At 66.4% G+C, this 12,715-nt stretch carries 16 protein-coding genes; 8 read left to right on the top strand and 8 right to left on the bottom strand.

What is annotated here, in order from left to right; all coding sequences use genetic code 11:
- Nucleotides 1-71: 71 nt before the first annotated feature.
- Both LWC34_RS14275 and LWC34_RS14270 read right to left on the bottom strand, forming a co-directional pair.
- A complete protein-coding gene (locus LWC34_RS14275; protein WP_233725533.1) occupies nt 72-488 on the bottom strand; it encodes a YkvA family protein in 417 nt (138 codons plus the stop codon).
- On the bottom strand, nt 485-1,063 hold the full coding sequence (locus LWC34_RS14270) for a PadR family transcriptional regulator (RefSeq protein ID WP_233725532.1): 579 nt from the start codon (nt 1,061-1,063) through the stop codon (nt 485-487). The genes LWC34_RS14275 and LWC34_RS14270 overlap by 4 nt, the downstream gene beginning before the upstream one ends.
- A gap of 106 nt (nt 1,064-1,169) precedes the next feature.
- On the opposite strand from LWC34_RS14270, the gene LWC34_RS14265 reads away from it, so the two are divergent.
- Complete coding sequence (locus tag LWC34_RS14265; protein ID WP_233725531.1) at nt 1,170-1,799, top strand: SRPBCC family protein; 630 nt, start codon at nt 1,170-1,172, stop codon at nt 1,797-1,799.
- Nucleotides 1,800-1,853: 54 nt separating this feature from the next.
- Here the strand turns inward: LWC34_RS14265 and LWC34_RS14260 are convergent, their stop codons facing one another.
- From LWC34_RS14260 to LWC34_RS14250, 3 genes are all read right to left on the bottom strand, one after another.
- Nucleotides 1,854-3,149, bottom strand: coding sequence for a glycoside hydrolase family 18 protein (locus LWC34_RS14260; RefSeq protein ID WP_233725530.1), 1,296 nt, complete (start codon nt 3,147-3,149; stop codon nt 1,854-1,856).
- A gap of 347 nt (nt 3,150-3,496) precedes the next feature.
- A complete protein-coding gene (locus LWC34_RS14255; RefSeq protein WP_233725529.1) occupies nt 3,497-3,703 on the bottom strand; it encodes a hypothetical protein in 207 nt (68 codons plus the stop codon).
- Between the two features lie 89 nt (nt 3,704-3,792).
- Nucleotides 3,793-4,416, bottom strand: a complete 624-nt coding sequence (locus tag LWC34_RS14250) for a TetR/AcrR family transcriptional regulator (protein WP_233725528.1) — start codon at nt 4,414-4,416, stop codon at nt 3,793-3,795.
- A 76-nt stretch (nt 4,417-4,492) separates the two neighbouring features.
- Between LWC34_RS14250 and LWC34_RS14245 the strand changes: the two genes are divergently transcribed.
- Together LWC34_RS14245 and LWC34_RS14240 are read left to right on the top strand one after the other, a co-directional pair.
- Nucleotides 4,493-5,197, top strand: coding sequence for an SDR family oxidoreductase (locus LWC34_RS14245; protein ID WP_233725527.1), 705 nt, complete (start codon nt 4,493-4,495; stop codon nt 5,195-5,197).
- Between the two features lie 2 nt (nt 5,198-5,199).
- Nucleotides 5,200-6,348 carry a winged helix DNA-binding domain-containing protein gene (locus tag LWC34_RS14240; protein ID WP_233725526.1) on the top strand — a complete coding sequence of 383 codons (1,149 nt, stop codon included), beginning with the start codon at nt 5,200-5,202 and terminating at the stop codon, nt 6,346-6,348.
- Nucleotides 6,349-6,396: 48 nt separating this feature from the next.
- Here the strand turns inward: LWC34_RS14240 and LWC34_RS14235 are convergent, their stop codons facing one another.
- Nucleotides 6,397-6,612: a hypothetical protein gene (locus tag LWC34_RS14235; protein WP_233725525.1), complete on the bottom strand. Its 216-nt coding sequence runs from the start codon at nt 6,610-6,612 to the stop codon at nt 6,397-6,399.
- 767 nt (nt 6,613-7,379) lie between these two features.
- Here LWC34_RS14235 and LWC34_RS14230 point away from each other — a divergent pair.
- The gene (locus LWC34_RS14230) at nt 7,380-7,718 is read left to right on the top strand and encodes a hypothetical protein (protein ID WP_233725524.1); all 339 of its coding nucleotides are present in this window, start codon (nt 7,380-7,382) and stop codon (nt 7,716-7,718) included.
- A 51-nt stretch (nt 7,719-7,769) separates the two neighbouring features.
- On the opposite strand, the gene LWC34_RS14225 is transcribed toward LWC34_RS14230, so the two are convergent.
- Complete coding sequence (locus LWC34_RS14225; protein WP_233725523.1) at nt 7,770-8,351, bottom strand: PaaI family thioesterase; 582 nt, start codon at nt 8,349-8,351, stop codon at nt 7,770-7,772.
- A 332-nt stretch (nt 8,352-8,683) separates the two neighbouring features.
- Between LWC34_RS14225 and LWC34_RS14220 the strand changes: the two genes are divergently transcribed.
- A complete protein-coding gene (locus LWC34_RS14220; protein WP_233725522.1) occupies nt 8,684-9,250 on the top strand; it encodes a TetR/AcrR family transcriptional regulator in 567 nt (188 codons plus the stop codon).
- 11 nt (nt 9,251-9,261) lie between these two features.
- Nucleotides 9,262-10,365, top strand: a complete 1,104-nt coding sequence (locus LWC34_RS14215; protein ID WP_233725521.1) for a tyrosine-type recombinase/integrase — start codon at nt 9,262-9,264, stop codon at nt 10,363-10,365.
- Here LWC34_RS14215 and LWC34_RS14210 read toward each other — a convergent pair.
- On the bottom strand, nt 10,362-11,000 hold the full coding sequence (locus LWC34_RS14210; RefSeq protein WP_233725520.1) for a class I SAM-dependent methyltransferase: 639 nt from the start codon (nt 10,998-11,000) through the stop codon (nt 10,362-10,364). The genes LWC34_RS14215 and LWC34_RS14210 overlap by 4 nt on opposite strands.
- A 44-nt stretch (nt 11,001-11,044) precedes the next feature.
- On the opposite strand from LWC34_RS14210, the gene LWC34_RS14205 reads away from it, so the two are divergent.
- Both LWC34_RS14205 and LWC34_RS14200 read left to right on the top strand, forming a co-directional pair.
- On the top strand, nt 11,045-11,680 hold the full coding sequence (locus LWC34_RS14205; protein ID WP_233725519.1) for a class I SAM-dependent methyltransferase: 636 nt from the start codon (nt 11,045-11,047) through the stop codon (nt 11,678-11,680).
- A gap of 53 nt (nt 11,681-11,733) precedes the next feature.
- Nucleotides 11,734-12,714, top strand: coding sequence for an LLM class flavin-dependent oxidoreductase (locus LWC34_RS14200; protein ID WP_233725518.1), 981 nt, complete (start codon nt 11,734-11,736; stop codon nt 12,712-12,714).
- Nucleotide 12,715: the final 1 nt, after the last annotated feature.

Below are 12,715 nucleotides of genomic sequence, written 5' to 3'. Positions count from 1 at the left end.
CTTGAATGCCGGGCGGGGAGTATGCATCACTTCGTCCGTTTCATGCAAACGCCTGGTCGCGGCCGGCGCGTTCAGCGGGGCTCGAGCCGGGTGAGCCGGGTCAGGGCCGCGAAGCCGTCGTCGGTGCCAGGCCAGTGGCGGCGCACGGCGTCGATGCCCGCGCGGCGCACGACGGCCCGCAGCACGGCGGTGACGATGATGGCGTCATCGGCATAGCCCAGGACGGGGATGAAGTCGGGGATCAGGTCGATCGGCATGGCCAGATAGGCCAGCAGCAACCCGAGCCGGATCCGCACGCCTTTCGGCAGGGCCGTGTCGGCGGCCAGCCGACGGACCAGGCGCAGCACGTCGGGCAGCAGCCGCAGCGCTTCACGCAGGAGATTGCCGCGCGGGCGCACGATCAGCAGGGTGACCGCGAGCGCGACCCAGGCCAGCAGCAACGCCGCGCTGACGCCGATGAGCAGGTCCCACCACAACGAGCCGGTCATGGCTCGATGAGCTCGTGCCAGCTGCCGGGTTTGCCGGGTGATCCTGGTTCGCCCGCCATCGCGTACTTGCCTTCTTCCAGGCGGGTGAGCAGGCCTTGGGTCCATTCAATGCCGGAGTCGGCGGAGTGGCCCCACAGTGTGTAGAGCTCCCAGACGTGTTGGGGGCCTTGGGATTTACGCAGCTGCACCTCGGCGTCGTCGCGCTGCGCCTCCAGCGCGGCGAGGCGTTCACGTAGCAGGGCGATCGCGTCTTGACGGGTCAGCGCGGGCAGTAGCGCCAGACCGGCACCGAGCATGTCGGGGCGGTGCTCGGGACGGCGGAAGGCGTTGCGCAGCAGCTTCTGGAACTCCAGTTCGCCGCGTTCGGTCAGCTCGTACTCGGTGCGGGTGGCTAGGAAGTCCTCGATCAGCGAGCCGCTTTTGGTCAGCTGTTTGAGCGCGTGGTAGATCGAGCCCCATTTGACGTTGGCCCACTGGTCGGCACCCCAGGCCAGTAGGTCGTTGCCGATCAGATAGCCGTGGGCGCGCCCGTATCCGCGCACCACCCCGAGTACCAGCAGCCGTGTCGCCGACATGAGACATCAGCCTAAATCAGGGCTTGCCGACGGCGCGCACGGGCAAGATCGCGACACGTAATGTTCGCTGTTGACTTATATAAGCCACGCCTGTAACTTTCGCGCCATGGTCGACGTAAACCACCAGATCAGCGCTGTTCGACGGGCGATCGGCACGCGCGCGCTGGAAGCCGGTGAAGCCCGGGTGCTCACCATCAGCCAGGCCTACGACACCGATCTCGATGACCTGTGGGACGCGTGTACGAGCATCGAGCGGATCCCCCGCTGGTTCCTGCCGATCACCGGGGAGCTCACCGTCGGCGGGCGCTATCAGCTCGTGGGCAACGCAGGCGGCGTGGTTGAGCGCTGCGATCCGCCAAAGAGTTTCGCGGCGACCTGGGAGATGAATGGCCAGGTGTCGTGGATCGAGGTGCGCCTCTCCACGGATCCGGACGGGCGCTCACGTTTCGAGCTCGAGCATGTCGCGCACGTCGATGACGACATGTGGGCGCAGTTCGGGCCGGGCGCGGTCGGCATCGGCTGGGACTCGATGGTGCTGGGGCTCGCGTTGCACCTGGCGTCCGACACGTCCGTGCCGCCGGAGAAGGGCATGGAGTGGATGGCCTCGCCAGAGGGCAAGGACTTCATCCGGGCCAGCAGTGCGCAGTGGGCCGACGCCAGCATCGCCGCGGGCACCCCGCAGGACACCGCGCGCGCCGCACAGGAGGCGGTCAGCAAGCTCTACATGGGCGAATAAACCTCGTGAGTGGTTAGCCGAGTTAGAACTCGGCTAACCACTCACGAGTGTTTTCTAGCGACGCAGGCCGCTGGCGAGTGCGTTGCTCAGCTCGCCCTGCGGGGTGTCGCCGTCCAGCGACCAGATCATCGCGCCACCGAGCCTGCGGTCACGGATGAACTGGCCCTTGCGCTTGATCTCGATCGGGTCGTCGAAGGTCCAGAACGTGGTGCCGTCGAACAGCCAGGCGTGCCCGGCCTTCGCGTCCCGGTAGAGCTTGAAACCGTTCTGCCCCACCAGGTTCTTGAGCACCCGGTAGTCGTCGGCACCCGGCTCGTATGTCGCCTTCGCCGGGCCGGTCGACTGCTGGAACAGGCCGTTGTTCTGGTTGGTCACGCCAGTCCAGCCACGGCCGTAGTACGGCACACCGAGCACGATCTTGTCCTTCGGCGCGCCCCGCTCCAGGTAGGCGTCGACCACGATCTTGCTGTTGTCCGGCGGTGAGGTCGGGTCGCCTTCGGGAGCACGGATCGCCGACTGCTGGTTGGTGATCTGCTCCCACGTGCCGTGGTAGTCATACCCCTGCACGGTGGCGAAGGTCAGCAGCTTGAAGATCGTGCTGACCTCGTATCCACGGTCCAGCGCGCCGCGGTTGGCAGGCAGGAACGCGGTGAGGTCGTAGGTCTTGTGGTTGAGGAAGCCGAGCTTGAGCAGCTGCAGCCGGTATTCGAACAGCAGCTTGGTGAAGTTCTGCTTGTCCTCGGGACGCACGACGTTGCCAGGGGCACCGTCGGTGGCGGGCCACTCCCAGTCCAGATCGACACCGTCGAACACATCCTTGGCCGCACCGGCCGGCGCGCCCGGCAGGTCGCCCTTGAGCCACATGTCGATGCAGGACTTCACGTGCGCTGCCCGGGATTCCGGGGTCAGCGCGGCGTTGGAGAAGTACTTCGACCCGGTCCAGCCACCGATCGAGATGTACGCGCGCAGCTTGGGGAATTTCGCCTTCAGCTGCTTGATCTGGTTGAGATTGCCCATCAGGGCCTGGCCGGCTTCGTCGGCCTTGCCGTTGACGGCCTGCTCGGCAGGCACGGGCCGCTGGTAGTCGGCCCATGCGTCGGAACTGATGCACTTGCCTTGCTCGTCCAGGAAACTGAAGGCGTAGTTCAGGTGGCTGAGCTTGGCGGCGCTTCCGTTGTCGACCAGGTATTTAACCGGGATATTGCGGTCGTAGATGCTCCACTGCGTGTAGTACCCGACGGTGCGGACACCGTTGCCATAGTCATGGGCCTGCGCCGGGGACACGGCGACCGTTAACCCGATGGATAAGGCACCGGCCAGGATCGCGGCACCCCATCTCTTCCTCGACATGGTTCTCCTCGCGCTTGCAGCGGCGACGGTATGGTTCAGACCACGTTAGATTGAGGTCTAGACCACAGCTACGTCCGAACGGCGCAACCAGGCGTTTACGCCGTGAATGGGTGAATTGCACGGACAACCTACCGACGTTGATCATTGTCACGGCCGGTTCTGGCGCGATTTCGCCGAGTTACCTGGTGGTGTGTTTCGCCGGTGTCGGTGGGCCGTGGACGCGCTGGGAGTAGGCGGCGAAATCCCTGTTCCTTGTTTTTCGAGCGTGGCGCGTACCTTCGGCGGGAATGCGGCCAGGGTGTTGGCGATGACCTCGGGGGCGGCTTGGTAGCGGGTCATGGCGCGGTTCACATCGTCCAGGATGTCTGCGAGGTCCGCGCTGTGCTGTGCTGTGATGACGCGTGCTCGCGCCACGGTGCCATGTGTTCGGCAACCACGTCCGCGCGTTCGGTATCTCCTACGGCGACGGTGCGCACGAGCGCGGGCAATGCGGCGAACTCGCGGCGGAACATGGTGTGGGCCATGGACATGTCGCGTGTGTCGGCACTTGTCATGGCTGCAAAATATGCTGTTCCGGTTCTTTCGCCACAGCACGTTTGTGTCGATTCACCAGCATATTTACGACCGATGTAGTGGACGCGAGTCAGGCTCGCATCGCCTCGTCGAGCTGTTCGGCGGTCAAGGGCGGCTCGGCGACGGGGTGAGCGGCGCCGGCGCGCAGGCCGTCCAACAGGAACGCGAGGTGGCGCCGCCACGCCGTGGGCGCGGTGTCCTGGGTCGCGGCGACGATGCGGGCATTGGCCCAGGTGAGGGTGACCAGATCGGCGAAGGTGAAGTCGGGGCGCAGTGCTCCGGCGCGCTGGGCGCGTTCGATCACTTGGCTGGCTTTGTCCAGACCGTTGCCGCACGCCTCGGCCACGGCGGTGGCGTCGGGAAACCGGCGGGTGATCAGGTCGTTGAGGCCGCGGTCGACCGCTTGCAGCTCGCAGAGCTTGGTTACGAACAGCACGAACCCATCCCACGGGTCCTCACAGGCCAGCGCCTGGTCGCCGAAGCGCAGGCTGGTGGCCACACGGTCGGGAAACACCGCATCGAACAAGGCCGCGCGGGTGGGAAACCGGTTGTAGAGCGTGCCGATGCTGACGCCTGCCTGCCGGGCGATCTCCTCCAGCGGCGCCTCGATCCCCCGTTCGGCGAAGACGACGGTCGCGGCCGCGATCAGTTTGTCGCGGTTGTGCTTGGCGTCTCGGCGCAGCGGCTTGGTCACGGCTCCATCCTACGAACTTGAGGTCTCCCTCATGTTACGGTTAACTTGAGAGCATCCTCAAGTTAAGGGGCGATGGATGAGCAATACCCTCGCGGTGTTCGGCGCGGGCAGCGGTCTGGGTCTGGCGACCGCGCGGCGGTTTGCCCGTGCGGGTTTCCGGGTCGCGCTCGTCGGCCGTACACCGTCCAAACTGGACGCTCTGGCGGACAGGATTGCTGGTGAGACAACGACTTTCGCCGCCGATGTGACCGATCATGCCCGCCTGGCTGAGGTCGTCGCGCAGATCGGTGAGATCGATGTGGTGGCGTTCGGGGCGACCGGGATGGACGAGGTGATGGCGCGTCCGGTGGGTCTTGACGCGGCGGCGTTGCGGTTCCAGTTGGAGTTACGGCTGGTCGCACCGGTCGTACTGACGGGTTTGGTGTTGCCGGGAATGGTGGCGCGCGGGTCGGGGACGCTGTTGTACGCGACGGGGACCTCGGCGGTGGAGCCGGTGCCGATGATCAGCAATGTCGGGGCGGCCGCGGCGGGGCTGCGTAACTACGTGCACTCGTTGCACGCGGAGATCGCGGATTCGGGCGTGTATGCGGGGTTGCTGGTGGTGGGCGGGATTGTGCGGGGCAGCGAGGCGCAGCAGCGGTTCGTGCCGGATGGCGGCTTCCCGTTGCTGGAACCCGCTGATCTGGCCGAGCGTCTCTGGGACCTGTACACAGGCCGTGACCAGGTCGAACTCGTGGTGAAGCCGGAATTGTCGGTAGCGGCTGGTAAGACAGAGTCGTGAAGATGGGGATCAGTCAGCGGCGAGCCAGGCTCGGCCGACGTCATCTATTGGCCGCCACAGGGGCGACGGCCGTGGACGTGGCCGAGGCGATGGTGGCATTGCACGCGACTGATCCCGCGACGGTGTATCTGTCGATCGTGGCTCGCCAGCGCGTGGCCGACGGCCTGGGCATCGAACGGGCGTTGTACGAGGATCGCACGGTGGTGCGGATGCTGGGGATGCGTCGCACGGTGTTCGTCGTGCCCGCCGATCTGGTCGCGGTGGTCCAGGAGGCGTGCAGCCGCGATGTGGCGGCCCGGCTGCGCCGCGGGCTGGTCCAGCACATCGCCGAGGTGGACAAGACCGGCGAGTGGCTGTCCGAAGTGGAGGATGCGGTGGCCGCGGCGCTGCGCGCCCGTGGCTCAGCGACCGCCGCACAACTGGCCGAGGACGAACCACGGTTGCGCACGCCGCTGGTGTACGCACCGGACAAGGCCTACGGCACAACGGCGTTCATCACCACTAGGGTATTGGGTTTGCTGGCCGCGGATGGCCGAATCGTGCGCGGCCGTCCGCGCGGCTCGTGGCTCAGCGGCCAGTACATGTGGGCGATGCTGGACGATTGGTTACCCAACCAGGCCTCTTGGTCCCCGGAGGCCGCGCGGGCATGTCTGGCCCGGCGGTGGCTGGCGACCTTCGGGCCCGCGCCGATCTCAGACCTGCGGTGGTGGACAGGATGGACGGTCGGGCAGACGAAGAAGGCGCTGGCCGAGCTGGGCCCGGTCGAGGTGGACATGGACGGCGTGCCGGGGATCGCGCTGGCCGACGACCTCGAACCGGTGCCGGATCCCCCGCCATGGGTGGCGCTGCTGCCTGGGCTGGACTCGACCCCCATGGGCTGGCAGTCGCGCGACTGGTTCCTGGGCGGACACGGCCCGGCATTGTTCGACCGGTCAGGCAATGTCGGGCCGACCGTGTGGTCCGACGGCAGGATCGTCGGCGGCTGGGCTCAACGCCGCAGCGGCGAGATAGCGGTCGAGCTCCTCGAGGATGTGGGCGCGGAAGTGATGACGGCGATTGAGGCGGAGGCAACCCGGTTGCAGGAGTGGCTCGGCGATGCCCGCGTCACGCCCCGGTTCCGGACTCCGTTGGAGCGCAAGCTTTCCGAGTGACCCGGCTCGCGCGCAGTCACGCGGTCCGGCACTTGACTTGACTGCGCACTAGCCGCCCTCAGCGTCGAGACCACCGGCAAACTCCGCTGCGTCTGCCCAGCCCTGGCCGGCGAAGCAGGCCCACGGGACCCTGCAACCCGATTTCCCGGCAGGTAGAAGTACTCGTAGGTGCCCGGTTCTGGACGTCGCGCTGCCGTCGGACAATCCGGCGACCAGGTGTCCGCTCGTGCGCCGGAAGGAGAACTTCGGGTGCGGGGCAGGCATGAATCCAGATGCCAGCGGACAGTTGGCCTTGCTGCATGGCGAAAATCCTGCAAGTGGAAGGGCAGGCTCGTACCGATCGCGTCAGTCGGGCAGGAGGTATTCCGCGCGGCTGGCCGGGTGAACAACGCGGAATCTGCTGATCTGCTCGGGACGGATCGCCACAACAACCTTGCGTGCCAGCTCAGTAGGCACCACACCCTGCAGCGCGGCGATTGTCTCATCAGGCCGAGTGGTCCTGATGGGGAAAAGAACGGTGGCGCCCGTGTTGGCGGCAGACCAGACACGGCCGAGATCTCCGACAGCCGCTTCAAAAGCTCCGCGTCGTGAAGCCGCAGTCTCCGGTTACGTTGCGCGCTCGGCAGAGCTGAGTTCTTTGAACGCGAGCACTGTCTCCTGCGGTCCGCCTGGTGGGTCAAGCTCAACCAACCCCGCCAGGCGCTCAAACGCCTCAGGTGACGCGGTCATTCACTCGAATATTCCGCTGTCCTTGCCGTCACGCAGCAGAGTGCTTGGCGTCTCCGGGATACCTGGACTGCTCGCAGTCGTCGGCCCACGAGAGTGAACCATTCGACGACGCCTGCCGGGAGTTCTGCGCCGATTTGTTCTGTGGCAGCAGCGATGTCCTCGGGTGTGCTGCCATCGGAGGCGCCGAGAGGGTCCGGACTTCAGCCCTGCTTGAAGGTCTTGCCAGGCGGTTGTCGCCAGCTCCCGGACGTTGGATTGTTAGGAAAGTTTCCTTATTATCTCCGAGGTGGGGAGTACTGCTCATGAAGTCCGTGAAGACCATGCTTGTCGCAGGTGCCATCGCGCTGCTCAGCATCGGCGCGCCAGCCGTCGCCGCCACAGCGGACGCTCCGGCATCGGCCGCTCACAGCAGCATTCAGTTAGCCCCGTGTGGGTCGAGCCGGCCGGGCGGCGATCGTCTCGAGTACCGCAACTGCGGGCGCCAGGTCGAATACATCCGCCCGCGGCACCGGGTTACCGGCGAGTGGTGGGGTGCGTGCCGCGAAGTACGCGGCGGCGTCACTGTCGCGTGGTGGCTGCCGACTCAGCCGTACACGAACTGGTACGGCGCCTACTACACCCCGGTAAGCCAGTGCCACTGAACTAGATAACGGTGTTGGTGGTGTGACGTGGTCACACCACCAACACGCTTCTCACGGGTTGATGTCCCAGTCCCTGTCTGGCTTTCTGCGCCGGGCTTCCATGATTTTCTCCATCGACTGCGGGTGCCCGTGCGTTGTGAAGTGGTCGAAGTCCACCAGCACGAACAACGATCGGGCCTGCACGGCGATCGGGCCGTCTTCGGCGTCCAGATGGCCGTCGGCGCTGACGTAGATCTTGCGCCCAGCCATTCCGTCCAGCCGGGCGATGATGAACAGGGTTGAGCCGACCGGGACTGGGCGACGGAAGTCGGTCTCCAGCCGTCCGGTCACGGCGGGACGGCGTAGCAGGTTCCCGACGATGGAGCCGAGTGCTTCGTCGAACGCGCACGCCAGCAGTCCGCCGTGGGCGAGACCGGGGGCGCCTTGGTGGGCGTCGGTGACGGTGAACTGCGCGCGTACGGTCTGCCCTTCGCCCACGGTGGAGCGCATGTGCAGCCCGCCGTCGAGTTCGTCGCCGCAGCCGAAGCACTCGGCGTAGTGCATCGGAAGCTTCTCACCGGGCGCGGGCGCCTGCGGATGGGCGATCACCGGCTCGGCGGGCACGGGCGGCCACGGTTGTGCTGTCCTGCTCATCGGTCCACGTTAACGCCTGGTCACCAGCGGCGAAGTCGGGCCTGGCAGTCCTCGACCAATGTGGCGACGATCTGCGCGGCGGGTTGGGTTTCGCGCAGCAGGCCCGGTGCCTTGACCCGCGCAGAGCGCCATGGCCTCGGTGACGCCGCTCAGGGGCGCGAGCGTCAGCAGGCTGGCGACGAAACCTCCTGCACGGTAACGGATCGAACGCGACGCGAGCTGCACCAGGACCATGCGCCGACGCTAACGACAGGCTCCGCGAGGGCACGATGGGCGCATCTCCCCCCATGCTCAGTGAGCCCAACTCCACCCGAACCCGTCAGAATGTGGAAATGGTGGACACGAAGCCGATGCGAGCCGACGCGCGCCGCAACTACGAGCGGCTGCTGGACGCGGCGAAGGCGGCGTTCGCCGAGCACGGCACCGACGCGCCGCTTGATGACATCGCCAAACGCGCCGGGGTCGGCTCCGGCACCCTCTACCGGCACTTCCCCACCCGCCTCGACCTGGTCGAAGCCGTGTTCCGGGTGCAGATGGAACGCCTGCTCGCCCGCACGAACGACCTGCTGGACGAGCCGGACGCGGGCACGGCCCTGCAGGTCTTCCTGCGTCGCCTGGTCACCCACTCCAGCACCTACCGGGGCCTGGCCAGCGCGTTGATGAGCGCGCTGCGCTCCGGCGGCTCAGCGCTGGCACAGAGCTGTCACACGATGGTGTACGACGCGGCCGGGCAGGTGCTGGACCGCGCCAAAGCAGCCGGGGCGGTCCGCGCGGACGTCGACGTGCTGGATCTGTTGAAGCTGGTCAACGGCATCGCACTGGCCAGCGAACAAGACCCGGAGGACACGGAACTGACTGACCGGCTGCTGGCGATGGTGACCAGAGGCCTGCGGCCCTAAGATCAACAGGCGTGTCAGGCGAACTGATCCGACCGATCTCCCGGCTCATCGAACCCGCCGATCCCACGCAACCGGGCGCGTTGCGCGCGATACTGGCCGACGCGGTGGAGACGCTGCCCGCCCTGCCACCAGCGGACCCCAACGACCGCTACACAATCAGAGCATTGACCGTGCTGTGGTTGGAAGCCGACAAAACCGAGCACACGCGCCGCGCGTACTTCGCGGATCTGGCAGCGTGGCTGGAATGGTGCCGCCGCACCGGACTTGACCCCCTCGACGCGCGTCGAGCCGATGTCGACGGCTGGAAAGCCACGATCACCGTGACCGGAAAGGACGGCATCCCCAAAAAGGCCTCATCGTCCACTGTGGCACGTCGACTGGCGGCGATTTCCAGCTGGTACCAATACCTTGAGGACAACGACGTGGCCGAACGCAACCCGGTCTCAGCGGTGAAACGCCCCAAAGTGGACCGTCAATCACCGTTCCCCGCGTTGGCCGAGACCGAAACCGCGGCATTGCTGGATCACGTCACCAGCCGCGCGCAACGCATCGGCAGCGAGGCCGCCTACCGCGACGCGGCACTGCTGTCGCTGATGTTCCACACAGGACTGCGCGTCTCCGGAGTGACCAGCGCGCGGGTGGCGGATCTCGCAGTGGACCGCGGACACCGAATCCTGTGGTACACCAAGAAAGGACAAACCCGCGACTTCGTGCCGCTCGCACCGCCGGTACTGGCCGCGTTGGACGCCTACCTCGCGGTGCGCGGCGAACGTGAGGGCGAGCTGTCCGGGCCGCTGCTGGTGACCGCGCCGCATCCACGTGATCCAAGCAAGACCGGCGGACGGGCATTGACGCAACGCGATGTCTGGCTGGCGCTGCGCCGGTACGCCAAACAGGCCGGGCTCGCCGCCGCGGACAACATCACCCCGCACACCTCACGCCGCACAGTCGCCACCACACTGCTGGCCAACGGCGTACCCATCGAGAAGGTGCAAGACTTGTTGTCCCACAACGACATCCGCATCACCCGAGGCTACGACGCGGCACGCCACAAGCTGGATTCCTCCCCGGTGTACACGCTCGCCGCGGTACTGAGCCGGCACCAGCAGGACTAACGCGGCCGCCACACGGTCGTGGTCTTGATCTCCGCGTCTTCCAAGGCTTCCGGCACCGGCACCTCGTACTGGGCGACCTTCGTGAACTGCTCACGCGGCAGGTGCTTGCGGCCAGGATCGCCGACGAGCACAGTCACCTCACGGGCCTGCAGGCGGCGGATGAACGGCATCATCCGCGAGGTGACGGCCGTGTCGTAGAAGATGTCACCAGCCAGGACCACGTCAAAGCCCTCGGCATCACCATCGACCATGTCACCGAACTCGGTCGCCACAGCCACGCCGTTGGCCTCAGCGTTCAACCGGATCGCGTCGATCGCGAACTGGTCGATCTCGTTGGCCACCACCCGCGCCGCCCCGGCCTTCGCTGCCGCCAACGCCACCACACCACACCCAGCGGCCAGATCAAGCACGCTGCGCCCAGCCACCAGCGACGGATTGTCCAGCACATACCGCGCCAACGCCTGACCACCGGCCCACGCGAACGCCCAGAACGGCGGCGCCAAGCCCTTCTCACCGACCTCCGCCTCCACCCGCTCCCACAGATCGAACGCGTCCTCAGCCAAATACAGCTGGATCTCCGGAACGTGCGGCGCGACACCCAAGCGCGTGTGGGCGCGAACAAAAGCGGCGGTCATCCGGTCATCGTCCTACAACGCCCAGACTGTGCCACGATGAGGTCATGCCCCGGCAGCCGACCAGCCACGAGCGAATGACCGGCCAGCCATGGGACGCCTCCTATCACGACGGCCCCGCGCCATGGGACATCGACGGCCCACAACCAGCGGTCATGCGTATCGCGGCCGAAGGCGGGTTCACCGGCCTCGTACTCGACGCCGGATGCGGATCAGGCGAGAACGCCCTGCACATCGCACACCACGGGCTGCCGGTTGTCGGCTTCGACGTCGCTGAGACCGCGCTGGCCCGGGCACGATCCAAGGCTGCCGAACGTGGCCTACAGGTCGAGTTCGTCACCGCGGACGCGTTACGACTGGACGGTTTGGGACGCACCTTCACCACGGTGCTGGACTGCGGGTTGTTCCATACCTTCGACCGCGACGAACGACGCGAGTACGTGACCAACCTGGCATCAGTGACCGAACCCGGCGCGCGGGTGTATGTGTTGTGTTTCAGCGACCAGGGGCCAGACACCGGCCCGCATCCGGTCAGCCAGGACGAGCTGCGCGCGGCATTCAACGGCGGCTGGGACATCGTGGCCATCGATGCCGAGCGCGTGCACACCCGGTTCCACGGCTCACACGGCGCACCAGCGTGGCTGGTGACGGTGGACCGCACCAGCCATCTAGCAGGCACCTGAACTCCGCTCGGCCCAACCGTTCCGACCCCGTCAAACAGGTAGGATCTTTCGTCGTGGATGTCTACCTGCTGATCCTCGGGGATCATCTGCCGGATCCACGTACCGGGAAAAGCCTGTCCCAGCCGGACCGCATCCGCGCCATGATCGACCAGGCAGTCGTCGCCGAACAAGCCGGATTCACCGGCGTCGCGATCGGCGAACACCACTTCACCCGCTACATCGTCTCCGCACCAGAACTCCTGCTGGCCACCATCGCCGCCCACACCTCGACCCTGCGCCTGTCCACCGGCGTCACCCTGCTGGCCCACCGCGACCCCGTGCGCGTCGCCGAAGAACTCGCCACCCTCGACGTCCTGTCCAACGGACGCGCCGAACTGATCGTGGCCCGAGGCGTATTGACCGAGACGGATGTGGCCTTCGGCATCTCGCCGTCAGACCTGCGGCCACGGTTCCATGAGTATCTGCGGCTGTTGCTGAAGCTGTTGCGCGAGGAAAACGTCAGCTGGCACGGCACCTTCCGCAGCCCACTGTCGAACGTAACCACGACACCACGCCCGATCCAGAAACCGCACCCGACACTGTGGGTCGGCAGCGGTTCCGCGAATTCCGCCGATTTCGCCGCAGAACTGGGAATGCCGCTCATGCTGCCGAGCACATTGCGGGATCCCAGCATATACGTGGATGTCGTGGCCAATTACCGTCGGCAGCGACCCGGCCGGGTGGCGTTGCCGAGCCATTTGTTCGTCGCTGAAAACAATGCCCAGGAACGGTGGCGGCCGTATTTGGAGGTTTACGCCTCATTCGCCAGCCCATGGCGCGGTGACGGGAAGAAGGTCGATGTCGAGGAGTTGATGGCGGGCGCGGCGATCTGCGGCACCCCGACGGAAGTGGCCGAACGGCTCAACGCTCAGCAGAAGCTGCTGGGATTGGACGCACACCTGGTGCTGATCGACGTCGGCGGCTTGCCACGCCACGAGGTCCTCGAGGCGATCACGTTGTTCGGCGAGAAGGTCATTCCCCTGCTGACCGGCTGAA

This window comes from Kibdelosporangium philippinense (genome assembly GCF_021390435.2).
GTDB classification, from domain to species: Bacteria; Actinomycetota; Actinomycetes; order Mycobacteriales; family Pseudonocardiaceae; genus Kibdelosporangium; species Kibdelosporangium philippinense.
This window is presented reverse-complemented; position numbering and strand designations above follow the sequence as displayed.

What these genes read in the sequence shown, in the direction of transcription:
- LWC34_RS14220 (WP_233725522.1), top strand. Translation starts at nt 8,684, where the DNA reads ATGGTGGACACGAAGCCGATGCGAGCCGACGCGCGCCGCAACTACGAG.
- LWC34_RS14225 (WP_233725523.1), bottom strand. Translation starts at nt 8,351, where the DNA reads ATGAGCAGGACAGCACAACCGTGGCCGCCCGTGCCCGCCGAGCCGGTG.
- LWC34_RS14205 (WP_233725519.1), top strand. Translation starts at nt 11,045, where the DNA reads ATGCCCCGGCAGCCGACCAGCCACGAGCGAATGACCGGCCAGCCATGG.
- LWC34_RS14260 (WP_233725530.1), bottom strand. Translation starts at nt 3,149, where the DNA reads ATGTCGAGGAAGAGATGGGGTGCCGCGATCCTGGCCGGTGCCTTATCC.
- LWC34_RS14235 (WP_233725525.1), bottom strand. Translation starts at nt 6,612, where the DNA reads ATGCCTGCCCCGCACCCGAAGTTCTCCTTCCGGCGCACGAGCGGACAC.
- LWC34_RS14230 (WP_233725524.1), top strand. Translation starts at nt 7,380, where the DNA reads ATGAAGTCCGTGAAGACCATGCTTGTCGCAGGTGCCATCGCGCTGCTC.
- LWC34_RS14240 (WP_233725526.1), top strand. Translation starts at nt 5,200, where the DNA reads ATGGGGATCAGTCAGCGGCGAGCCAGGCTCGGCCGACGTCATCTATTG.
- LWC34_RS14270 (WP_233725532.1), bottom strand. Translation starts at nt 1,063, where the DNA reads ATGTCGGCGACACGGCTGCTGGTACTCGGGGTGGTGCGCGGATACGGG.
- LWC34_RS14265 (WP_233725531.1), top strand. Translation starts at nt 1,170, where the DNA reads ATGGTCGACGTAAACCACCAGATCAGCGCTGTTCGACGGGCGATCGGC.
- LWC34_RS14210 (WP_233725520.1), bottom strand. Translation starts at nt 11,000, where the DNA reads ATGACCGCCGCTTTTGTTCGCGCCCACACGCGCTTGGGTGTCGCGCCG.
- LWC34_RS14255 (WP_233725529.1), bottom strand. Translation starts at nt 3,703, where the DNA reads ATGACAAGTGCCGACACACGCGACATGTCCATGGCCCACACCATGTTC.
- LWC34_RS14275 (WP_233725533.1), bottom strand. Translation starts at nt 488, where the DNA reads ATGACCGGCTCGTTGTGGTGGGACCTGCTCATCGGCGTCAGCGCGGCG.
- LWC34_RS14245 (WP_233725527.1), top strand. Translation starts at nt 4,493, where the DNA reads ATGAGCAATACCCTCGCGGTGTTCGGCGCGGGCAGCGGTCTGGGTCTG.